The 22,827-nt window shown below is 67.9% G+C and carries 20 protein-coding genes; 7 read left to right on the forward strand and 13 right to left on the reverse strand.

The window, feature by feature from the left end; genetic code table 11:
* Position 1 precedes the first annotated feature (1 nt).
* The 5 genes from AC1D3B_RS11405 to AC1D3B_RS11425 form a co-directional block, all read right to left on the reverse strand.
* Positions 2-871 (reverse strand): SDR family oxidoreductase, encoded by an 870-nt coding sequence (locus tag AC1D3B_RS11405; protein ID WP_478190777.1) that lies wholly within the window; start codon positions 869-871, stop codon positions 2-4.
* Between the two features lie 16 nt (positions 872-887).
* Complete coding sequence (locus AC1D3B_RS11410) at positions 888-2,033, reverse strand: acyl-CoA dehydrogenase family protein (protein WP_478190778.1); 1,146 nt, start codon at positions 2,031-2,033, stop codon at positions 888-890.
* A gap of 25 nt (positions 2,034-2,058) precedes the next feature.
* Entirely contained in the window at positions 2,059-3,615 is a 1,557-nt protein-coding gene (locus AC1D3B_RS11415) for a long-chain-fatty-acid--CoA ligase (RefSeq protein ID WP_478190779.1), read from the reverse strand.
* Between the two features lie 139 nt (positions 3,616-3,754).
* Positions 3,755-4,972 carry a 3-hydroxyacyl-CoA dehydrogenase gene (locus tag AC1D3B_RS11420; RefSeq protein WP_478190780.1) on the reverse strand — a complete coding sequence of 406 codons (1,218 nt, stop codon included), beginning with the start codon at positions 4,970-4,972 and terminating at the stop codon, positions 3,755-3,757.
* 1 nt (position 4,973) lies between these two features.
* A complete protein-coding gene (locus AC1D3B_RS11425; protein WP_478190781.1) occupies positions 4,974-5,966 on the reverse strand; it encodes an NADP-dependent oxidoreductase in 993 nt (330 codons plus the stop codon).
* A 147-nt stretch (positions 5,967-6,113) separates the two neighbouring features.
* On the opposite strand from AC1D3B_RS11425, the gene AC1D3B_RS11430 reads away from it, so the two are divergent.
* Genes AC1D3B_RS11430 through AC1D3B_RS11460 form a run of 7 tightly spaced genes read left to right on the forward strand, consistent with a single transcriptional unit; the run spans position 6,114 to position 13,392 of the window.
* A complete protein-coding gene (locus AC1D3B_RS11430) occupies positions 6,114-6,875 on the forward strand; it encodes an SDR family NAD(P)-dependent oxidoreductase (RefSeq protein WP_478190782.1) in 762 nt (253 codons plus the stop codon).
* Positions 6,876-6,899: 24 nt separating this feature from the next.
* Positions 6,900-8,111: an ABC transporter substrate-binding protein gene (locus AC1D3B_RS11435; protein WP_478190783.1), complete on the forward strand. Its 1,212-nt coding sequence runs from the start codon at positions 6,900-6,902 to the stop codon at positions 8,109-8,111.
* 8 nt (positions 8,112-8,119) lie between these two features.
* Complete coding sequence (locus AC1D3B_RS11440; RefSeq protein ID WP_478190784.1) at positions 8,120-8,998, forward strand: branched-chain amino acid ABC transporter permease; 879 nt, start codon at positions 8,120-8,122, stop codon at positions 8,996-8,998.
* 4 nt (positions 8,999-9,002) lie between these two features.
* The gene (locus AC1D3B_RS11445; protein ID WP_478190785.1) at positions 9,003-10,808 is read left to right on the forward strand and encodes a branched-chain amino acid ABC transporter ATP-binding protein/permease; all 1,806 of its coding nucleotides are present in this window, start codon (positions 9,003-9,005) and stop codon (positions 10,806-10,808) included.
* A complete protein-coding gene (locus AC1D3B_RS11450; RefSeq protein WP_478190786.1) occupies positions 10,805-11,587 on the forward strand; it encodes an ABC transporter ATP-binding protein in 783 nt (260 codons plus the stop codon). The genes AC1D3B_RS11445 and AC1D3B_RS11450 overlap by 4 nt, the downstream gene beginning before the upstream one ends.
* A complete protein-coding gene (locus AC1D3B_RS11455) occupies positions 11,584-12,387 on the forward strand; it encodes an SDR family NAD(P)-dependent oxidoreductase (RefSeq protein ID WP_478190787.1) in 804 nt (267 codons plus the stop codon). Before AC1D3B_RS11450 ends, AC1D3B_RS11455 begins: the two co-directional genes overlap by 4 nt.
* 9 nt (positions 12,388-12,396) lie before the next feature.
* A complete protein-coding gene (locus AC1D3B_RS11460; protein WP_478190788.1) occupies positions 12,397-13,392 on the forward strand; it encodes a ketopantoate reductase family protein in 996 nt (331 codons plus the stop codon).
* A gap of 31 nt (positions 13,393-13,423) precedes the next feature.
* On the opposite strand, the gene AC1D3B_RS11465 is transcribed toward AC1D3B_RS11460, so the two are convergent.
* From AC1D3B_RS11465 to AC1D3B_RS11500, 8 genes are all read right to left on the reverse strand, one after another.
* Positions 13,424-14,227, reverse strand: a complete 804-nt coding sequence (locus AC1D3B_RS11465) for an enoyl-CoA hydratase/isomerase family protein (RefSeq protein ID WP_478190789.1) — start codon at positions 14,225-14,227, stop codon at positions 13,424-13,426.
* On the reverse strand, positions 14,220-16,040 hold the full coding sequence (locus tag AC1D3B_RS11470) for an AMP-dependent synthetase/ligase (protein WP_478190790.1): 1,821 nt from the start codon (positions 16,038-16,040) through the stop codon (positions 14,220-14,222). The genes AC1D3B_RS11465 and AC1D3B_RS11470 overlap by 8 nt, the downstream gene beginning before the upstream one ends.
* Positions 16,037-16,864, reverse strand: a complete 828-nt coding sequence (locus AC1D3B_RS11475; RefSeq protein ID WP_478190791.1) for an ABC transporter ATP-binding protein — start codon at positions 16,862-16,864, stop codon at positions 16,037-16,039. Before AC1D3B_RS11475 ends, AC1D3B_RS11470 begins: the two co-directional genes overlap by 4 nt.
* On the reverse strand, positions 16,849-18,051 hold the full coding sequence (locus tag AC1D3B_RS11480; protein WP_478190792.1) for an ABC transporter substrate-binding protein: 1,203 nt from the start codon (positions 18,049-18,051) through the stop codon (positions 16,849-16,851). Before AC1D3B_RS11480 ends, AC1D3B_RS11475 begins: the two co-directional genes overlap by 16 nt.
* Before the next feature lie 22 nt (positions 18,052-18,073).
* Positions 18,074-19,111, reverse strand: a complete 1,038-nt coding sequence (locus AC1D3B_RS11485) for a branched-chain amino acid ABC transporter permease (RefSeq protein WP_478190793.1) — start codon at positions 19,109-19,111, stop codon at positions 18,074-18,076.
* A gap of 2 nt (positions 19,112-19,113) precedes the next feature.
* Positions 19,114-20,001, reverse strand: a complete 888-nt coding sequence (locus tag AC1D3B_RS11490) for a branched-chain amino acid ABC transporter permease (RefSeq protein ID WP_478190794.1) — start codon at positions 19,999-20,001, stop codon at positions 19,114-19,116.
* Positions 20,001-20,807: an ABC transporter ATP-binding protein gene (locus tag AC1D3B_RS11495; protein ID WP_478190959.1), complete on the reverse strand. Its 807-nt coding sequence runs from the start codon at positions 20,805-20,807 to the stop codon at positions 20,001-20,003. Before AC1D3B_RS11495 ends, AC1D3B_RS11490 begins: the two co-directional genes overlap by 1 nt.
* Positions 20,808-21,015: 208 nt before the next feature.
* Positions 21,016-22,662, reverse strand: coding sequence for an AMP-binding protein (locus AC1D3B_RS11500; protein ID WP_478190795.1), 1,647 nt, complete (start codon positions 22,660-22,662; stop codon positions 21,016-21,018).
* Positions 22,663-22,827 lie beyond the last annotated feature (165 nt).

The raw sequence follows: 22,827 nt of genomic DNA on the forward strand, positions 1-22,827 counted from the left end.
GTCAGCTCTCTCGCCTCAGCAGTTCGGGCAGGGTCGCGCGATGGAATCCCTCGAACGGCTTGCTGTTGTGGTGCGGCACCTGCTTCCAGGTCCCGCGCGCATTGGGCGTCCCGCCATCGACGCGGACGCAGCTGCCGGTGATGTAGGCCGCCGCCGGCGACAGCAGGTACACGATGGCCGCCGACACCTCCGCCTCGGTGCCGAAGCGCTGCATCGGCACGGTGGGCGGGAATTCGAGGATCTTGGCCTTGGCTTCCGGCGCGTAGGTGTCGAAGCCGCTCGATGCGATGCCGCCCGGTGCGACGGTATTCACGCGCACCCCCGAGGCGGCCCATTCGCAGGCCGCCGTCTCGCTCAGCGTGAGCATGCCGCCGCGCGCGGCGCCCGAATGGGCGAAGTCGGGCCAGCCGTGCCAGATGTCCGCAATGATGTTGACGATGGCGCCGCCGTGGATCTCCATCCAGCGGTTGTAGGCCTCGCGCATGAAGATGAAGCCGCCCGTGAGGTTGTTGCGCACGACCGCCTCGAAACCCTTGGTCGAGATGGTCTTCATCGGCGTGCGGTACTGGCCGCCTGCGTTGTTGACCAGGCCGTCGAGCCGCCCGCGTGCATTCAGCACCGCGTCGACCGTCTCGCCGACGGCGATCTCGTCGCGGATGTCGCAGGGATGCGCGCTCGCGCTGCCGCCGTCCTCGGCGATTTCGCCGCGGACCTTCTCGAGCTTCTCGGCGGTTCGGCCGACCAGCGCGACGTGTGCGCCGAGCGATGCCAACTCATGGGCCGTGCAACGACCGATGCCGCTGCCGCCGCCCGTCACGATGACGGTCTGGCCCTCGAAGATGCCGGGACGAAAGACTGATTGGTAGGGCATGGCTTCCTTTCCGTTGTCACTGCACGGCGGCGCGGCCGATGCGTTGGCGCGCGATCACGAGCTTCATGATGCCGGCCGTGCCGTCGCCGATCTCCAGGCCCATCACGTCGCGCATGCGCTGCTGGTGCGGCAGGTCCTTCGACCAGCCGTAGTGGCCGAAGGTCAGCAGGCACTGGTGGATGACATCGAAGGCCGTCTTGGGCCCCATCCACTTGACCATGGCTGCCTCCGCCGTGTGGGGAAGACCCGCGTCGCGCAAGGCCAGCGCGTGATAGGACAGCTGGCGCACCGCCGCGATGTGCGACTCGCCCTCGGCCAGCGGGAAGCTCACGCCCTGGAACTGCCCGATCGGCCGCCCGAAGGCCTCGCGCTCCTTGGCGTAGTTCCAGGCCTCGTCGAGCGAAGCCTGCGCCGCGCCGCAGCATTGCAACGCGATCAGTGCGCGGCTGTAGTCGAAGCCCTGCATCACCTGGGTGAAGCCCTTGCCCTCGTCACCGAGGCGGTGGCTGGCCGGGACCTTCACGTCGTCGAAGAACACCGAGCCACGCCCGATGATGGCGCTGCCGACGTCGTCGAAGTGCGTGCGCTGGATGCCCGGAGACTCTGCCGGGATGAAGAAGGCCGACACCCCCTTCGCGCCGTCTTCCGGCCGGCCGGTGCGCGCGAAGATCAGGTAGGCGTCGGCGCGGTCCGCGAAGGTGATCGAGGTCTTCTCGCCGTTGACGATGTAGTGGTCGCCGTCGCGGCGCGCACGCATCTGAAGGTTGCTCGCATCGGAGCCGCCGCGCGGCTCGGTCAGGCAGATCGCCACCACCGCCTCGCCGCGGATCATGCGCGGCACCCATTCCTCGACGACTTCGGGCTGCGCATGCCGGATCAGGATCGCCGCGTTGAGCGAGACGCCGACCGGTACCGCGCTGATGTTGAAGTCGCCGTAGGCCAGTTCTTCCGCGATGAGGCCAGTCGTGACCGCGTCGGCGCCCAGGCCGCCCAGCCGTTCGGGCAGATCGACGCCGATGAAGCCGAGACGCCCCATCTCCGCCAGCAGGTCGCGGTCCAGCACGCCCAGCTTCTCGCGCTTCTGGTAGTCGGGCAACAGGCGCTCGCGCGCGAAGCGGCGCGCAGACTCCTGCAGCGCCTTCTGGTCGTCGGTCAGAACCATGAGATGTGTCTCGTGAAGTGGATATTCAGATCTTGCGTTCGTGGCCGACCCAGTACGGATCGCGCAGCACGTTCTTGCGCACCTTGCCTACCGGCGTCACCGGCAGCGGCTCGGCACGGAATTCGATGCTGCGCGGGCACTTGTAGCCGCCGATGAGGGTGCGGCAGTGCGCGATCAACTCTTCGGCCGTGGTGCTCGCACCGTCCTTCAGGACGACCACCGCGTGCACGGCCTCGCCCCATTGCTCGCTGGGGATGCCGATCACGGCGGCCTCGCGCACCGCGGGGTGCAGGAACAGCGCCCGCTCCGTCTCGATCGAATAGACGTTCTCGCCGCCGCTGACGATCATGTCCTTGACGCGGTCGGCCACATACAGAAAGCCGTCCTCGTCCATGTAGCCCGCATCGCCGGTGTGCATCCAGCCGTCTCGCAACGCGGCGCGTGTGGCCTCGGGGTTGTTGAGATAGCCGACCATCAGGAAGTCGCTGCGGATGATGATCTCTCCAATCTGGCCCACGGGCGCGTCGGTGCCGTCGGGCAGGACCACGCGGATCTCGTTGCCGAAGCCGGCTTGCCCGGCCGAGCGCAGACGAGAAGACTTCTCGCCGGAGACGATGTGGTCGCGCCAGCGCAGCATGGTCGCGAAGCCCCCGGTCTCGGTCATGCCGTAGATCTGATAGAAGCCCCAGCTCGGCACCTTCTCCATGGCGCGGAGCATCAGGCCTTCGGGCATGGGCGAGCCGCCGTAGATACAGGTCTTGAGGCTCGTCAGGTCGTACTGGTCGACATCGGGATGACTCAGCAGCATGTTGACCATGGTCGGCACCAGCACCGCATTGGTCACCTTGTGTTCGCCGATCGCCTTCATGACCGGCAGGGCTTCGAACTTCGGCAGGATCGCATGCGTGCCGGCGGCGAGCGTGATGTACCAGAGCGCGCTTGCGCCCGCGAAGTGGAAGTAGCCGGCCACGTACAGGAAGGTCAGGTCCTCCACGCTCGGCAGCAGCGCGAGGTAGCAGCAGGTCGCGAGGTACACGCCCTTGTGCGACATCGCCACGCCCTTCGGGTGCGCCGTGGTTCCGCCCGTGTAGAAGATGACGTAAAGGTCGTCGTCCGACCGGTTGGCGTCCGGCATCGGTTCGTGCCGGACGATGAGATCCTCGTACGACAGCATCCCGGGCGGCGTGGCGCCATCGCCCATGTAGACGAAAGTCCGGACGCCGGGCATTTCGGCACGCAGGCGCTCGACCTGGTCGAGAAAGCTGTCGTCGATGAACAGGATCTGCGCCTTCGAATCGGTCAGCGCATAGATGTTCTCGGCCACGGACCAGCGGATGTTCAACGGTGCGAGTACGCCGCCCGCCCACGGCACGGAGAAGAACAGTTCGAGGTAGCGGTCGGAATTCATTGCCAGGATGGCGACGAACTCGCCGTCGCGTACGCCCAGCGAACGCAATGCCGCCGCCATGCGCGGCACCCGTGCACCCACTTCCTTCCAGGTGCGCCGCCGCGTGCCGGAGATGGTTGCCACGCGGTGCGGGCTGCATTGAACTGCCCGCTTGAGCAGTTGGGTTCCCTGCATGATGGGTCCTTGGCCGTTGAGGATCGATGGACAATGCGCACGACGCCGAAGGCATCAAGTACACGGACGTACCGTACACTACCGTACTAGATGTTGTACCTCGGGATTCCCCTTAGCACGGGTGCCTGGCCAGGTCGGATCAGGCGCTGGGACCAAGGCCTCGGTCACCCGCCGCGCGCTCTCGCAGCCAGGACGAGGGCCTGAACCGGTCGCCGTGCGCATCGGCCAGCGCCTCGCATTCGGCGATGAATGTGACAAGACCGCGTCTTTGAATCTGCGCCAGCACGCCGCCTTCGGCTCGCGGAAAGCCCAGGCCGAGCACGGAAGCCGTGTCGGCGTCCTCGACGCTGGCGACCGTGCCGTCCTCCAGGCAGCGCACCCCCTCCATCGCCTGGGCATTCAGCAGGCGTCGCTGCACCGCCTCCATGGTCGGCTGTATTTCGAGCGGCGGAAACTGTTCCGGCAAGCCGGGCCAGAGTCGCTTGGGCCCGTCCGCGGGGTAATCATAGAACCCGCCGCCCTCGCGTCGGCCGCGCCGCCCGCACGACGACACCATGCGGTCCAGCACCGGCCAGGCGAGCGGGCGGCAGAAGCGCTCGGGCAGCGCGTCGGCACGCGCCTGCCGCGCCTGCTGCCAATTGAGCGAGAGCCCGGTTTCGTCGAGCATCGCAAGCGGCCCGATGGGCAAGCCTGCGGCGACGGCGCCGGCCTCGATCGTTTCCGGCCAGATGCCCTCGGCCACCATGGCCGCCGCTTCGTCGAGGTAGGCGGCGAAGACGCGCGAAGTGAAGAAGCCCGGACCGTCGCGCACGACGATCGGCTGTTTGCCCAGCCGCCGTACCCAGTCGAGCGCCGCGTCGACTGTCGCGTTCGAAGTCGCCTTGCCGACCACCACTTCGACCAGCGCCATTCGGTCGACCGGCGAGAAGAAGTGCAGCCCGATGAATCTCTCCGGCCGGGACAAGGCCGCGGCCAGCCCGCTGACCGGGAGGCCCGAGGTGTTGGTGGCGATGAGGGCATCGTCCGCCACCACGGCCTCGATGCGGCGCAGGACGGCCAGCTTGGTTTCGCGCTCCTCGGCCACCGTCTCGACAACCAGGCCGCACCTGGCGAGGTCGACCGGAGCGGCCGCCGCGGAGATGTTGTCGAGAACGGCCGCGCGCACTTCGAGCGTCATGCGGCCACGCGCGACGCGCTTGTCGAGGTCGGCACCCAGGCGCTCGATCCCGCGACGCGCAGCTGGCTCGTCACGCCCCAGCAGCACTGCCTGCACGCCGGCCGCGGCGGCCGAATGGCACAGGCCCAGTCCCATCAGGCCGGGTCCGACGACGCCGATGCGAGGATGGTCGTGGTTCATCTCAGACCTTTACCAGCATCTTGCCGACATTGGCGCCAGCGAGTTGCCCGATCAGCGTCGCGGGCGCGGCCTCCAGCCCCTCGGCCACCTGCGTGCACAGCTTCAGGCTGCCGTCGTCCAGCCAGCGCGCGAGCCGCACTTCCGCCTCGTCGCGGCGCGCATAGTGATCGAACACCACGAAGCCCTGCATGCGGATTCGCCGCGCCACCAGCAGCCCCGGCACGCCGCGCGGCCCGGGGGCCGCCGAGGCCTGGTCGTACTGCGCGACCGCGCCGCAGCACGCAACACGGCCAAACGGATTCATCTGCAGCAAGGCCGCTTCCAGGATGTCGCCACCGGTGCCGTCGAACATCGCGTCGATCCCATCGGGGCTGGAGGCCTTGATCTGCGCACGCAGGTCGCCTCGCTTGTAGTCGATCGCGGCGTCGGCGCCCAGTTCCTCGACCAGCCAGCGGCACTTCCTGGTGCCGCCCGCCACGCCGACCACGCGCAGCCCGGCACGCCGCGCCAGTTGCACCACCACGTTGCCGACGCCGCCGGCTGCCGCCGACACCAGCAAGGTCTCGCCGGCGCGCACCGACGCGATCTCGAACAGACCGAAATAGGCCGTGAGGCCGGTGATGTCGAGCACGCCGGCCAGTTGCTCGAGCGGCCGCCCAGCATCGCGCTTGCGCAGCGCCTGCGGCGCAGCCACGCAGAAGTCCTGCCAGCCCAGGTCGCCGCTCACCACGTCGCCGGGTGCGAAGCCGGGTGCACGCGAATCGACCACTTCACCGACCGCATACGCAGCCATCACCTCGCCGGGCTTCAGCCGCGGGCGATAGCTGTGCACTGACATCCACATGCGCTGCGCCGGGTCGACCGAGATCATGCGCACGCGCACGAGCACCTCGCCCGCCTGCGGGACCGGCGGCGGCGCCTCGCGCCAGGCGAAGTGCTCGGTGCCCAGCGTTCCGTCGGGGCAGGCGAGGTAGATCCATTGACGATTGATCATGGCAGGCAGGGGTTGACCGTGCGTTCCACACACCAAGGGAAAGCACGTAGGAATGTAGGCTCGTATTTCTAATGCACTTGCGTACGATACGCAGCCATACTAGATACGTCAATCGACCCGGCACCGGGTCAGCACGGAGATCCGCGCATGAACAAGATCGATCTGGCAGGCCGCACCAGCGTCATCACAGGCGGTGGCAGCGGCATCGGCCTCGCCAGCGCGCGCCGCTTCCTGGAATCCGGTGCGCGCGTGGAACTGTGGGGCCGCGATGGCGACAAGCTGCGCGAAGCCGCCGCCTCGCTCGCCGATCAAGGTGCAGTCACATGGCGCGCGGTGGACGTCTCCGACCATGCGGCGGTGCAGCACGCCGCCGAAGCGGCGCAGCGCGAACTCGGGCAGGTCGACATCCTCTTCAACAACGCCGGCGTCGCGCTGGAGGTCTGCCCGATGATCGACATGTCGCTGGACGCCTGGCACCAGAACATCGCGATCAACTTGAACGGCGTCTTCTACGCCTGCCGCGCCTTCGTGCCCGCCATGATCCAGCGCGGCTGGGGTCGTGTCATCAATGTGTCATCGATGGCGGGGAAGGACGGCAATCCCAACCAGAGCGCCTATTCGGCCGCCAAGGGTGGCGTCATCGCCTTCACCAAGAGCCTGGGCAAGGAACTCGCCACCAGCGGCGTGACGGTCAATGCGATCGCGCCCACCCTCTTTGAAACGCCCCTGGCCATGGCGACCATGGCCAACGCGCCGGCCGCCATGCAGGCCGTCATCGAGAAGATCCCGATGCATCGGATGGGCCGCGCCGAAGAGGCTGCCGCGATGGCCGCCTGGCTGGCCTCGGACGACTGCTCCTTCACCACCGGCTTCACCTTCGACCTTTCCGGCGGTCGTGCCACCTACTGACAACTCCGAGACAAAGGACAAGCCATGACAACTCCCTCCAACGGCATCTCGCGGCGTTCGGTGCTGGGCACCGGCGCCATCGTCGCGGGCGGACCGCTGCTGGCGGCCGCGCAGAGCGTGTTCGCGCAGACCGGCGACACGCTGAAGATCGGCTCGGCGCGCGCGATGACCGGCGTGGTCGCCGGCTCCTTCGCGCCGCTCTACGTCGGCGTGAAGATCGCCGTCGAGGAGATCAACGCCTCGGGCGGCATCCTCGGACGCAAGGTCGAGATCATCGAGGTTGACGACGAAAGCTCACCCGCCAAGGAGCCGGCGGTGATGCGCAAGCTGCTCGACAGCGGCTGCCAGGCAATCCTCGGCCCCGTCGGCAGCTCGCACAGCCTTGCAGCCGTGCCCACGACAACCGCGGCGAAGGTGCTCCATGGCGCGGGCGGCTGGGCGGAAGAACTGGCCGATGGCGCCAAGTACCCCTATCAATATCAGTTCACCTACAACACCGGCCTGCAGGGCGAAGCCGTGGCGCGCCACATCGTCGACAACCTCAAGCTCAAGAAGGTCGGCATCCTGCTGGAGAACACCGGGTTCGGCGAATCCGCAACGGCTGCGACGGTGCGCGCGCTGAAGCAGCGCGGCATCGAGCCGGTCGGCGTCGAGACCTATCCGCTGAACGCCACCGACCTCAAGGTCTATGTCAACAAGCTGCGCGGCGCAGGCACGGAGGCGCTGGTGCTGTGGAACGCCGCAGCCCAGGGCATGGTGCTCACCGCCGCCGCGCTACAGGCGGCGAAGTGGTATCCGGCATTGCTGGGCGGCAATGGCATGTATTCGAACGCCGTGCTCGACAACTCCGATCCCGAGGTGATCAAGAACGCCTATGCCACCCTGCTCAAGACATGGACGTACACCGCCACCGAGCCGCCACTTCCGCGGCAGGTCGCCTATGCGCAGAAGGTGCTCACCTACCCAGAGGCCAAGACCTGGGAGATCAACGCCGCCATCAGTCCGTTCTACGACTACCTGCAACTGCTGAAGGTGATGGTCGAGAGCGAGAAGCGCTTCGACACGGAGCGCATCAAGAAAGCCTTCGATGCGACGAAGAAGTACGACGGCATGATCGGGCGCATCAGCTTCACGCCCGAGAATCACTGCGCGCTCGACGCCAGCCAGATCGTGATGGTGACGCTGTTGTCGGGCAAGGACCCGAAGGCGATGCGCGTGTTCAGGGAACGGGCCTGAGCCAGCCCATGTGGTTCGATGTCATCGTCTCCGGCCTTACGTCGGGCAGCCTCTATGGCCTGGTCGCGGTCGGCTTCAACATCCTCTACCGGCCAACCAAGGTCTTCAACTTCGCGCAGGGCGACTTCGTGATGATCGGCTCGATGGCCAGCGCCCTGCTGATGACGCAGGTGAAATGGCCCTGGCTGGCGTCCCTGGCGGCGGCGATGGCGCTGGTCGCCGTGCTGTCACTGCTCGTGGAGCGCTTCGCGGTGGCGCCCGTGCTCAAGCGCAGCACCAACGGAACGGCCTGGATCATCACTACGCTCGCGGTGTCGATGATCGTGACGAACCTGGTGGGCAAGATATGGGGCGCGGACCCCGTGGTCGTCGATGCGCCGGCGCCGCTGTCGAACGACATGCTCTCGCTCGGTGTCCTCAACATCTCCAGCTACCAGATCGCGCTGATCGTGCTCACCATCGCGCTGGTCGTCGTGGTCGAGCTGCTGTACGGCAGCCTCTGGGGCAAGGCGGCGATGGCGGTGGCGGAGGACCGCGACGCGGCGCTCCTGCGCGGCATCGACCCGGTGTCGATCAGCCGCTGGTCCTTTGCCCTCGGCGGTGCGTTCGCGGCGCTGACCGGGGCGCTGGCATCGCCCGTGACGAGCGCATCCACCACCCTGGGCGGCATGCTGCTGCTCAAGGGCTTCGCGGCTGCGGCCATCGGCGGCCTCGGCAGCAATCGCGGCGCGTTGTTGGCGGGCTACGCCATCGGCCTGACCGAAGCGGCCAGCGCGTTGCTGCTGTCGCCCGGCTATCACAACGCCGTCATGCTGGTGCTGGTGCTCGCGATCCTGCTGGTGCGGCCCGGCGGCATCTTCAGTTCGCTCGAAGCGCGCACCGTCTGACACGATGAACGCCTCGACGCTCTCTACCGTCCCGGCGCAGCCCAGGCCGGCGCGCGGCATTCCCAGGGCCGCCTTCGCGATCCTGGTGATCGCTGCGCTTTCGCTGCCGCTCTGGTTCCGCGGCGACTACATCCTGTTCCTCGCCACCCAGGCCGGCGTGATGATGCTGGTCGCGATCGGGCTCAACTTCCTTACCGGCTATGCCGGCCAGGTCTCGCTCGGCCACGGCGCCCTGGTCGCGCTCGGCAGCTACGCGACCGCGCTTCTCATGGTCGATGCGCACTGGTCGTTCTGGTCTTCCGCGCTGGTGGGCGTCGCGGTGGCCACCGTCGCCGGGTTGGTGATGGCGCTGCCTGCGCTGCGGCTGTCGACCTGGTACTTCGCGCTTGTCACCCTCACCTTCGCGCAAGTGGTCACCGACCTCTTGGTCGAATGGCGCGGACTCACGCGCGGCTTCTCGGGCATCGTCGGCATTCCGGCGCCGGCCATCGGCGGTCATCCGCTGAGCCCTGTGCAGGTCTACCTCGTGGTGGCGCTCTGCGTGGTGCTCGCCTTCCTCGCGATCCGCAACCTGACGCTGTCGCGCTACGGCCGCGGCATGATCGCGGCCCGCGACAACCCGCTGGCGGCCACCGCCTCGGGGGTGTCGCTGCTGCGCATCAAGCTGTTCGCCTTCGCCGTGAGCGCGGCGCTCGCCGGGCTGGCCGGCGCCTTCTTCGCGGTGCAGAAGACGGTGATCACGCCCGAGGATTTCAGCGCCGACTTCTCGATCTTCTTTCTTCTCACGATCGTGGTCGGCGGCCTGGGCAAGCGCTGGGGTCCGGTGGTCGGCACGTTGATCTTCTTCCTGCTGCCCGAACTGCTCGGCGCGCTGCAGAGCTGGCGGCTGCTGATCTACGGCGTGCTCTTGCTGGTGCTGATGGTGTTCGCGCCGCACGGCGTGATGGGCATGCCGCTCTGGCGGCGCTGGCGCGTGCGCGCCCCTGCTCGCGACAACGCGGGCGCGGATGCCGCGAGTGCGCGGCCTGTCGCGCGCCTGGGCCTGTCGGTGTACGCGCTGCACAAGCAATTCGGCGGCGTTGCCGCATTGAAGGGCTGCACGCTGGTGGCCGAGCCGGGCAGCACGCATGCGCTGGTCGGCCCCAACGGCTCGGGCAAGACGACCACGCTCAATGTCATCAGCGGCTTCATTCGCAGCGACGGCGGCAGCGTGCGCATCGGCGATACCGACGTCAGCGGCCGTGCGCCGCACCGGATCGCCCGCCTTGGCGTCGGCCGCACCTTCCAGACGCCGAAGCTGCTGCCCGACGTGACCGTGCTCGACAACGTGCGACTCGGCGGTTTCCCGAGCGAGCGCGCCACGGCCGCGGAGATCGCGCTCGGCCTGCCGCGCGCGCGCCGCGATCGGCACGAAGGTTCGGCCGCCGCGATGGCGCTGTTGCGCTTCGTCGGCCTCGGCGATCGTGCGGACGACCTCGCCGGCGACCTGCCGCACGGGCAGCAGCGGCTGGTCGAGATCGCACGCGCGATGGCCGGGCACCCGTCCCTGCTGCTGCTCGACGAGCCGGCGGCCGGTTTGTCGATGGACGAGCTCGACCGCCTGGGCGCGCTGATCGAAGCCATCGTGGCGCTGGGCACCACGGTGCTGATCGTCGAGCACCACCTGGAGCTGATCGCACGCATCAGCCGCTCGGTCACGGTCCTGGACCGCGGCACGGTGCTGGCGGCCGGCACGCCGGACGAGGTCTTCAGCCATCCTGAAGTCGCCCGCGCCTACATGGGTCGTGAAGGTACAGGGGGTTCGCGATGAGCAGCGACATCCCGCTGTTGCAAGTGCGTGGCCTGCACGCCGGCTACGGCCGCGTAAGCGTGCTCGAAGGCGTCTCGATCGAAGTGCCGGAGCGCGGCCTGGTGGCCCTGGTCGGCAGCAACGGCGCCGGGAAGTCGACCTTGCTGCGCGCCCTGTCCGGCCTGATCCGCAGCAGCGCGGGCGAGATCGCCTTCGGCGGCGAATCCCTTGTCGGCGCGACACCGGGCCGGATTGTCGAACGCGGGCTGCTGCACGTGGCCGAGGGCCGGCGCCTGTTCCGCACCCAGTCGGTACGCGACAACCTGCAGCTCGGGCTCTGGGGTGCGAAGCTGACGAAGGCCGATGCGACGGCGCGCTTCGACCGGGTCTACACCCTCTTCCCCGTGCTGCACGAGCGGCAATCGGTGCGCGCCGGCATCCTGTCGGGCGGTCAGCAGCAGATGCTCGCCGTGGCGCAGGCGCTGATGCACGCGCCGCGGCTGCTCATGCTCGACGAGCCCTCGCTCGGGCTCGCGCCGGCCGTCATCGACCAGTTGCTCGACGCGGTGGTCCAGCTGCGCGCCGACGGCACCACCATCCTGCTGGTCGAGCAGATGGTCGAGCGCGCGTTGCAGATCGCCGATACCGCCTACGTGCTCCAGAACGGCCGCGTCATCGGCCACGGCCCGGCGCGCGACCTGCAGGGCAGCGACCTGATCCGCAGGGCCTACCTGGGCGCCGGTGCCTCCATGGCGCCGGCCGCCGTGTCCCCTCCTTCTTTCTCGAAAGTCACACCATGAAGCTCCAAGGAAAGTGCGCCATCGTCACCGGCGGCGCGCGCGGCCTGGGCCGCGCCTATGCCCTGCGCCTTGCATCGCTGGGCGCCGATGTCGCGATCATCGACCTCAACCTCGATGGCGCCGCCGAATTCGGCGAGCAGCTCGGCGCAGCCAGCGTGCCCGCCGAGATCGAACAGCTGGGCCGGCGCAGCATCGGCATCCAGGCAGACCTGACACGGCGCGACGAGGCTTTTCGCGCCATCGAGTCGGCACTCGCTGCGCTCGGCCGCATCGACATTCTGGTGAACAACGCCGGCGGCGCCATCACGCCGGCCGAACGAAGCCTGGCCTCCGTCGCGCCGGAGGAAGACACCCGCCTCCTGATGGACGTCAACTTCATGAGCACGGTGCACTGTTGCCAGGCGGCGGCTCCGCAGATGCAGCAGCAAGGCAGCGGCGTCATCGTCAACATCTCGTCGCAGTCGGGCATCACGACCTACAACCAGGGCCTCCTCGCCGCCTACGCGGCCTCCAAGGCCGCGGTGACGCACTACACCCGCTACCTGGCTGCGGAACTCGGGCCCAAGGGCATCCGCGCCAACTGCCTGGCGCCGGGCGTGATGCTGACCGCCCGCGTGGCCGCCCAGGCGGCGGCGCGTGGCATCGGCACGGATGCCGAGGCGGCCAAGGTGCCGATGCGCCGGCTCGGGCAGGTCGAAGACTGCGCGGGCGTGTTGGAGTTCCTCACGACCGACCTGTCGCAGTACGTCACCGGGCAGGTGATCTCGGTCTGCGGCGGCGCGGTGCTCACACCCAACTGAGGCCGCGCAATGAAGATCTGCATCTTTGGCGCCGGCGCGATCGGCGGCTACCTGGCAACGCACCTGGCACAGGTCGAGGGCGTGACGGTGAGCGTGGTCGCGCGCGGCGCGCATCTTGCAGCCATCCGCGCCAACGGCCTGGCCGTCGAGTCGCCGCGCGGCACCCTGCGCGCACGCGTGCAGGCCACCGACGACCCAGCGTCGCTGGGCGTGCAGGACGTGGTCATCCTGGCGCTGAAGTCGCACCAGGTCACGGTCGCGCTCGACGGCGTGCAGGCGCTTCTGGGTCCGCACACTGCGGTGGTGCCGCCTACCACCGGCATCCCCTATTGGTACTTCCACGGCCTGCCCGGCCCCTTCAACAACCGACAGGTGGAACGTCTCGACCCGGGCGGTCGCCAGTGGCGGGCCCTGGCGCCGGAACGCGTGATCGGCTGCGTCTACTGGGTGGCTTCCGAGGTCGTTGCGCCGGGCGTCATCCACCACGACGGTGCGCTGTCGCGCTTCCCGATCGGCGAACCCGATGGAGCAACCAGCGAGCGCGTCACCCGCCTGGCTGGTGCGATGCACGCCGCCGGCCTCGACGCGCCGGTGGTGCCCGACATCCGCGCCTGGATCTGGGCCAAGATGATCAGCAGCCTGTGCTGGAACCCGGTGGCAACGCTCACGCTCGGCACGTTGTCGGAGATGAACGCGCGGCCCGAGGTAGTGGCCATCGTTCGCGCGATGATGAGCGAGGCCGACGCGCTGGCACGCGCGCTCGGCGTCGAGAAGACACCCATCACGATCGACGAACGCATCGCAGCCGCACGCAATGCCGGCGATCACAAGATGTCGATGCTGCAGGACCTGGAGCGCGGCCGTCCGCTGGAGCTCGATGTGCTGGTCGATTCGATCGAGGCGATGCGCGAGATCGGCGGGACAGCGACGCCGACAATCGACACGGTGTACGCGCTGCTGAAGCTGCGCGCGGCGAAGCTTGTCGGCTCTGGCCGTCTTGCCTGAACCGGGTCGGCCGGCGGGCCAGCCCTTTGCACTACGGCTTCTTGCGGCCCAGCATCGCCTCGGCCGCGCGCCGAAGCTCGCCGGTCGTCCGCGCCAGGATCTGCGTTCGGTTCTCGAGCTCGATCGCACCCGCGAGGCTCGCGCTCTCGAGGTTAGCCCACCCGCCGCGCTTCGTCATCCAGACACCGAAGGCGCTGTTCGCCGCAATGCTCTGCGCCAACTCGACGGCACGCGCGATCAGCGCGTCGTCGTCCGCCAGTTGGGACACCAGCCCGATGCGCTCGGCCTCGACGGCGTCGACCATACGCCCGGTCAGCATCATCTCGAACGATCGTGAAGTGCCCACGGCACGCGGCAGCAGCCAGCTCACGCCGATGTCGCAGCTCGACATGCCGACCTTGACGAAGGCGGCATTGAAGGAAGCCGAGCGCGCCGCGATGCGGATCTCGGCCGCCAGCGCCAGGCCGAGCCCCGCACCGTTGGCCGGCCCGTTGACCGCGGCGATGACCGGCTGCCGCAATCCCCGCAGCCGCGTGACCAGGCTGGCGAAGAGTTCCTGCCGCTTCATCCACGCCTGCGTCTCGCCGGCCTCGCTGCCGGGCGCATCGCCAGCGAGCGATAGGTCGAAGCCCGCGCAGAAGCCGCGCCCCGCGCCGGTCACGATCAACACGCGGCATGCATCGTCGGCGTCGATCCTGTCGAGCAGGTGAGCGATCTCGCGCACCGTGTCGTCATCGAGCGCGTTCAGGCGCTGCGGCCGGTTGAGTCGCAGCAGTGCGACGCCATCGGCCGGGCGCTCCAGGTACGCGCCGAAGGATGAAGCGGGCTCAGGCATAAATCGCCTCGATCACGTCGGCATACTTTTCCGCGATGGACTTGCGGCGGACCTTCATCGTGGCGGTGACTTCACCGTCGTCATGGTCGAGTTCCTTCGCCAGCAGATGGAACTTGCGCACCTGCTGCACTTGCGCCAGGCGCGCGTTGACGGCGGCGACCTCGGTCTCGATCATCGCTCGCACCCTTGCCTGCTCGACGAGACTCTTGAAGTTGGTGTAGGCCAGCCCCTGGGATTCGGCCCAGTTCGCGACGCTTTCGAAGTCGATCTGCAGCAGGGCCGACACGAATCGCCGGCGGTCGGCGATGACGATCGCTTCCTTGATGAAGGGCGACATGCGCAGGGCGTTCTCGATCTCGGACGGCGTGATGTTCTTGCCGCCGGCGGTGATCATGATGTCCTTCTTGCGATCGATGATGCGCAACTCGCGGCCCGCCGGGCCGTCGTCCCAGCGGGCGATGTCACCGGTGCGCAGCCAGCCGTCGGCGTCGATGGCCTCGGCCGTCGCCTCGGGATTGCGGTAGTAGCCCTTGAACACCACGTCGCCGCGAATGAGGATCTCGCCGTCGTCCGCCAACTGGACCTCCACACCCGGGTACGGCACACCGACCGTACCGACCGGCGATGCATCGCTCGTCTGCATGGTCGTGGCGCCGGAAGCCTCGGTGAGGCCATAGGCTTCGCGGATCGGCACGCCGAGCACGCGGAAGAAGTGAAGGATGTCCGGCGCGATCGGCGCCCCTGACGAGATCGCCACCCGGCAGCGCCGCAGTCCGACGTAGTTGAGCAGTGCGCGCAGCACCAGCACGTACCAGAAGGCCCACACCGCGCGCTGCGCGAGGCTGCGCTGCCGCAGCGGCAAGGCGGCGAAGCGACCCACCGAAGCCATTGCGCGCTGGTAGAGCGCGAGTCGCCACCCGCCGGCTTCGCGCAGCTTGGTCTGGATGGACGCGTGGAACTTCTCCCAGATGCGCGGCACGCCGAAGAACACCTGCGGCGACAGCTCGCGCAGGTCTTCCTGCACGGTGCGAAGGCTCTCCGCAAAGTTGACCACCGCGCCGGTGGCGAGCGGCACGTGGATCGAGAACATCTGCTCCGCCACGTGGCACAAGGGCAGGTAGGAAACCAGCGAATCGCCTTCGGTGCAGCCCAGCACGGTGTTGAGGCCACGCGCCGCACTGCCCAGACCACGCCAGCTCATCTGCGCGGCCTTGGGCCTGCCGGTCGAGCCCGAGGTGAACACGATCAACCCGATGTCGTCCAGCATCTGCGTGGCCGCGAGCGTCGCGATGCGCGTGGGCTGCGCGGCGGCGAGCTGGCGGCCCTGCTCGATCAGCGCCTCGTATTCATGGATGCCGGCGCGGCTGTAGTGGCGCAGCCCGCGCGGATCGATCAGCACGATCTGTCGCAGCTCGGGCAGGTTGGCGCGCACGGAAAGCACCTTGTCAAGTTGCTCCTGGTCCTCGCAGACGATGATCGGCGAGCCTGCCAGCTGCAGCAGGTACTCGATCTCGATGCCCGGCGAAGTCGGATAGACGCCCGCGACGATGCCGCCGGCCAGGCCGACGCCGAACTGCGCGATCACCCATTCGCCGCGGTTCTCTCCGAGGATCGCGACCTTCTCGCCTGGCTGCAGGCCGAGCTCGAGCAGTGCGAGCGCAAGGCAGCTCGCGCGCTCGGCGTAGTCGCGCCAGGTCACCGGCTGCCAGACGCCGAACTGCTTCTGTCGCAGCGCCACTGCGTCAGGACGCGTGCGTGCCCAGTGCAGCAGCTGCTGCGGCGTCGTCAGACTCCTCAACTCTTCCGCGCTCATGACAACCAGCGCTTTCGGCGCTTGTAGTGCTTGACGTCGCGAAAGCTCATGCCCTCGCCGCCCTCACCACTGCCGAGGTAGAAGCGCTGCACATCCGCGTCGCCCAGCAGCACCTCCTTCGCACCGTTGATGACGATGCGCCCGTTCTCCATGATGTAGCCGTAGTCGGCCACGCCGAGCGCGACACGCGCGTTCTGCTCCACGAGCAGCATCGCCACGCCCTGCTCCCGGTTGATGCGCGCGATGATCGAGAAGATGTCCTTCACCACGAGCGGGGCGAGCCCGAGCGAAGGCTCGTCGAGCAGGATCAGCCGCGGCTGCCCGACCAGCGCACGCGCGATCGCGAGCATCTGCTGCTCACCTCCCGAGAGATAGCCCGACAGCTGCTTGCGCCGCTCCTTCAGACGCGGGAAATACTCGAACACCGCCTCGATGTCGGGCGCCTTGCCCGCGCGGCCCTGCAGTGCATTGCCGGCCGCCACCAGGTTCTCGTCGACCGTCAGTTCGGCAAAGACATGGCGCCCTTCGCGCACATGCGCCAGGCCACGCCTCGGCAGCACGTGCGGCGCCCAGCGTTCGATGTCCTCGCCGAAGAACTGGATGCGGCCACTGGCCACGCGTCCGTTCTCCAGCGGCAGGATGCCCGAGGCGGCCTTCAGCGTGGTCGTCTTGCCCGCGCCGTTGGAGCCCAGCAGCGCCACCACCTTGCCATCGGGCACTTCGATCGAGAGACCGCGCAGCGCCTGCACCGTGTGGTGGTAGACCACCTCGATGTTGGCGATCGACAGCGCCGGGGGCGGCGCTGCGCTCACACCTTGATCCATGAACTCGCCGGCTCCATCTGCTTGGTCTTCGGGTCGTAGCGGTAGATGCGACCGACCGGTGCCTGGTGCTTGCTGAGATCCACCAGCGTGCCGAAGATGCCGCCCGAGTCCCAGTCCTTCATCGACTCGAGTGCGGCCTTCATGTTGAGCAGCGTGAGCGGCTTGTTGGCCTTGATGCAGCGTTCGGCGACCTCGGCGAACACCATGCCCGAGAGCCAGGAGCTGATGTAGAACGGCGAGATGTTCTTCATGTCCGGCCGATTCTTTGCGGCGTAGTCGCGCATCGCGTTGATCATGGCCGAGTCGGTCTCGTGTCCGTAGCGGTACGGGCTCACGCCGCCGAGCGACTCGCCCATGGCGCCCAGCGCGTCGTAGGCGGGCTTGTCGAGGCCCCAGGCGGTCCCCATGACCTGGCTCTGGAGGCCGGCCTCGCGCATCTGCCGGACGAACTCGGGCATCGGCGCGAGGATGTAGCCCTGGAAGATCACGATGTCGGGCCGCGCGCGGCGCAGCTTGGCGACTTCGGGCGCGACGTCGATGCCGGCCTGCTTGGTCACGATCTCGGCGACGATCGGCAGACCCAGCTTCTCCGCGCGGGCCTTGCCGCCCGGGATGCCGTCGCGGCCGAACTCGGTGTCGGCATACACGTAGGCGATCTTGGGCTTGTCGGACTTGGACCAGGTCTTGGCGATGTACTCCATCAGGATCTCGTGCATCGAGCCGTAGATCGGACCCGGCACGAAGTGCTGGGGCATGCCGGTCGGGTCGGCCATCGAGCTCGCCAGCGAGGTGGAAGACGTCATGATCGTGCCCGACGCGATGGCGTCTTGCGCGACGGCCTTCGCCCATTGGGTGCTGTCGCCGTAGAAGAAGGTCGGCTTGTCGGATGCCATCAGCTTCTTGAAAATGGCCACGCCCTGATCGAGCTTGAAGCCGCTGTCCTCCGACACGTAGCGCAGCTTGCGGCCGGCGACGCCGCCGTTGGCGTTCTTCCACTGCACGAAGTCGTTCAACCCGTTGTTCATCGCGGTGCCCGCGAACGCGAAGATGCCGGTGATGGGCTGCGAAGCCGCGATCACGATCTCGCCCTTCTGGGCCTGCGCCGATGCACCCTGGATGGCGAAGGGCCCGAGTGCGGCGGCGGTGCCGGCGGCCTGGATCAGTTTGCGTCTCAGAAAGTCCGTCATGGTCAGTCTCCTCGTTGTCGGTTCAGGTGATGAAGGGCCACAGGTGAAAGATGCGTCGTACGCGTGCCCACATGGCCGACAGCCCGTGCGGCTCGAAGATCAGGAAGACGATGATCAGCAGGCCGAACACCACCTGCCCCATGGGCAGCAGAAGGCCGGCGATGCCGGGCAGCCACTCGGCGCCCGCGTGCGCGACCAGCCGCAGGACCTCGGGCACGAAGGTCATGAAGACGGCGCCGAGGATGCTGCCGAGCACCGTGGCGCCGCCGACGATGATCGCGGCGAGGTAGTAGATCGACAGCGTGACCGTGAAGTACTCCGGCGTGATGTTCCCGTAGAAGTAGCCGAGCAGTCCACCCGCGACGCCGGCGTAGAAGGCGCCCAGCGCGAAGGCGAGCAGCTTGGTGCGCAGCAGGCTCACCCCGAGGATCTCGGCCGAGATGTCGCGGTCGCGCACGGCGATGAAGGCCCGGCCGATGTAGCTGCGCTGGAGATTGCGCGTGGCCAGTGCCGCCAGCAGCACGCATCCGTAGATGAGGTAGAAATTGCGGCGGTCGCCGATCAGTTCGAAACCGAACAGGCTGGCGCGCGGAATCGAGGTGCCGGGCACGCCGCCCGTCACCGCGTCCCATTCGCGGAACACGAAGGTCAGGATGAAGTGCGCGGCCAGTGTGGCGATCGCGAGGTAGATGCCCTTCACGCGCAGGCTCGGCAGCCCGACCACCACGCCGATCATCGCGGCCAGAAGCCCCGCGATCGGCAACGCAACGTAGAACGGGATGCCGTGCTTGCCGAGCCAGGCGACCGTGTAGCAACCCACCCCGAGGAAGGCCGCATGCGCGAGGGAGATCTGGCCGGTGCTGCCGGTCGTGATGTTGAGGCCCAGCGTCGCGACGATGTGGATGCCGACGATGCAGGCCATCGCGAGCACGTAGTCGCTGCCATAGAACGGCAGCCCCATCAGCACGACGACGAAGAGCGCCATCGAGCGGCGCGAAGCCGGCGAGTCCCATAGCTGCTCTTCGGAGCGGTGCGTTTCGTGGAAGACACCCGTGCGCATGTTCAGAGCCTCTCGATGGTTCGCGTGCCGAAGATGCCGTGCGGACGCATCACGAGGATCGCGAGCACCACCACGTACGGGACCAGGTCGCGCGCCTTGCCGCCAAGATAGCCGGCCGCCACCGCATCGAGCCAGCCGACGATCAGGCTCGCGACGATGGCGCCGACGATGCTGTCCAGGCCGCCCAGGATGATGACCGCGAAGGCGGCGAGCGCCGTCGAGGCCAGCAGCGGGGACAGATTGGCCGAGGTCGCGATCAGCACGCCGGCGACCGTGCCGACCAGGCTCGAGAGAATCCAGGTCAGGCGCTGCGCATGGTGGATGTCGATGCCCATGGTCGCTGCAGTTACCGGGTCGCTGGCGGTCGCGCGCAGGGCGATGCCTGTCTTCGAATAGCGGAAGAAGGCAATGAATGCGCCGATCAGCACGCCCGCCACCACGAAGTTGCCGATGGCGGTGCCCGGGATCAGCACCTCGCCGAAATTGAGGGGCATGCGAGGCAGCAAGGGCGGCACCGTGAAGGTGTCGCCGCCCCAGATGGCCTCGACGCTGCCGTGCACGATGCTGGCCATGCCGATGGTGGCCATCAACACCGAGACGGGCGACTGCCCCGACAGCGGTCGCAGCACCAGTCGCTCGACCAGCACCGCCAGCACCGCGATCGCGCCGAGCGCGACACCGAAGGCCGGCAGCGGCGCCAGGCCGAAGGTCACGTGCGCCGCGTAGTAGAGGTAGGCGCCGAGCATCATCACCTCGCCCACCGCGAAATTGACGACGCCCGTACCCTTGTAGACCAGCACGAAGCTCAGCGCGACCAGCGCCAGCACGCCGCCGGACAGCAGGCCGATGGTGCTGTATTCGATGAACTCGTACCAGTCCGACATGTTCATCACGCGGCCTCCTCGTCGGCGCCCAGGTAGGCCTGGATGACGCCCGGGTGACTGCGCACCTCCGCGGGCGTTCCGCGGGCGATGACCTCGCCGAAGTTCAGCACCACGACGTGGCTGGAGATGTCCATCACCATGCCCATGTCGTGCTCCACCAGCAACACCGTCACGCCCCACTCTTCCTGCACGTCGAGGATGAAGCGCGCCATGTCCTCGGTCTCTTCGCGGTTCATGCCGGCGACCGGCTCGTCGAGCATCAGCACGCGCGGCCGCATCGCGAGGGCGCGCGCGAGTTCCACGCGCTTCTGCAGGCCGTACGACAGGGCCTCGACGGGGCGATGGCGCAGGTGGTCGATCTGCAGGAAGTCGATCACGCGCCGCTCGACCTCGTCGCGCAGCGCGAGTTCCTCGTTGCGTGCCGACCGGGTCTGCGCCATGCTCTGCAGCAGGCCGGCGCGCATGAAGTGGTGCCCGCCGAGCTTGATGTTCTCGAGGACGCTGAGTCCGTGGAAGAGCGCGATGTTCTGGAACGTGCGCGCGAGTCCGCGCGCGGCACGCTGATGCACCGGCACGACCGTGATGTCCTGCCCGTCGAGCACCACGCGGCCTGCCGATGGGCGGTAGAAGCCCGAGATGGTGTTGAACACGCTCGTCTTGCCGGCACCGTTGGGGCCGATCACCGCCGTGATCTGGCCCGGAGCTGCCGCGAAGGAGACGCCGCGCAAAGCATGGATGCCGCCGAAGCGCAGATCGACACTCTCGACCGCGAGCGAAGCGCCGGCAGTGGCGGCCGAATGCGCAGCGGCCATCGCGCGACCGGTCTGCAGGGAGGATGTCCGCTGTATCGTGGAAGCCGCGATGTCCATGCGCCCGTTCCGAGGTCTTGAAGGAGCACCGACCTCGCGGCGCCCATGAAACGTCCGGCACGCGGGCCGGACACGAAAAAATAATACACTACTGTACCGTATGCAATATCAGTGCTTACCCGTGCGCACGTACGCGCAGGGCCGCGAATGACTATTGCGTGACGGCGGCGAAGGCCTTCGCGCGTTCCTTCAGGACGAACTTCTGGATCTTTCCGCTAGGCGTGCGTGGCACCGCGGCAAGCACTTCGACGCGCTCGGGCCAGTACTGCTTCGCGACCTTGGACTCGGCCATGTAGGCCTGCACGCCGGCGAGGTCGAGGGTCGCGCCGGGGCGCAGTTCGAGGAAGGCGCAGGCGCGCTCTCCGAGACGCTCGTCCGGGTAGCCGACGATGGCCGCCATCGCGACGGCCGGGTGCTTGTAGAGCAGCGCCTCGATCTCCACCACGGGGACGTTCTCCCCGCCGCGGATCAGCACGTCCTTGGTCCGGCCGTTGATGCGGATATAGCCCTCGTCGTCCATGTAGGCCAGGTCGCCCGTGTCGAACCAGCCTTCCGCGTCGTAGGTGGCGATGTCGGGCCGCTTGTAGTAGCCGAGCGACATCTGCGCGCCGCGCACGAGCAGTCGGCCGGTCTCGCCGACCGGCATGGGCTTGCCGTCGAAGTCGACGATCCGGATGCCGACACCGTCGAGCGCACGGCCGTCGGTCTTCGATGACTTGTCGGCTGCGCGGGAAGGCTCGGTCAGCGTGCTCGAGAGCGACTCGGTCATTCCCCACAGCGAGCAGACCTTCAGGTCCAGTTCGCTGGCTGCGCGCTCGATCAGCACCGGCGGGATGGGTGCGCCGCCGCACAGGAACGAGCGCAGGCGAGCAGGCCGCGGCGCGCCATCGGCCACGGCGCCGCAGATGTCCGCGAGAAAGGGCGTGGAGGCTGCCGTGTACGTGACGCCTTCCTCGGCCATCAGGGTGACACCGCGCCGGGCTTCCCAGATGTCCTGGAGCACGACCGTCGAGCCGAGGTAGATACCCAGGACCATCACGGCGGCATAGCCCGTCATGTGACCGACTGGCGAGCAGGCAAGCAGTACGTCGTCCGAGGTCAGGCCAAAGCGCTCCGACAGCGCCTTGTTGCAGGCCAGCAGCGTATTGCACGAGTGCATCACGCCCTTGGGCGATCCGGTGGTGCCGGAGGTGAACATCATCACCGCGAGTTCCTCGGGAACGAGCGCGCGATCGGCCGCGACCTCGGCCGCCTCGACCCGCTTGCTGCCCTGCAGCAACAGACGGTCGAAGCCATTGGCGCCTTCCCCGTCGACGACGACGACGTGCTGCAGCTTGGGCAATTTGGCCTTCAGGCTGTCGGCCATCGCCGCATGGTCGAAGCCGCGGAACATCGCCGGCACTACGAAGACCTTGGCCTCCGCGAAGCCGAGCATGAATTCAAGTTCGCGCTCCCGGAAGATCGGCATCAGCGGATTCACGACCGCGCCGATGCGGCCGCAGGCCAGGGTAGCGACGACGAATTCCCACCAGTTGGGCACTTGCACGGCCACGACGTCGCCGTGGCCGACACCGAGACCGCGCAGCGCGGCGGCGGCCACCGCCACCTTGTCGCCGAGTTCGCGGTAGGAGATGCGCACCGGGTCGGCCCGGTCCGCGCGGTAGGCCACCAGGGCGGGCTTGTCGGGTGAGCGGCGGATCGCGGCGACAAGGTAGTCGTCGATCGTCCTGTCCAGCCAGAACCCCGCCTCGCGCATGGCTCGCCCGTGGGCGGCGGGATCGAATCCTTTGACCGTCATGCCAGTATCTCCAGAGTAGTTCGCCGAAGGCACACGGACGTCATGGCTGCGCCCGGGCTATTTAGTTCACTACTGTACGATACGTGGATTCACAATCCATCGCAAGCCCGGACAACCCCGGGAAAGCGAGCACATGGACGACCCGCGGACGGGCGCGGAAACAGA

The sequence above is a fragment of the Variovorax sp. P5_A3 genome, assembly GCF_056400665.1.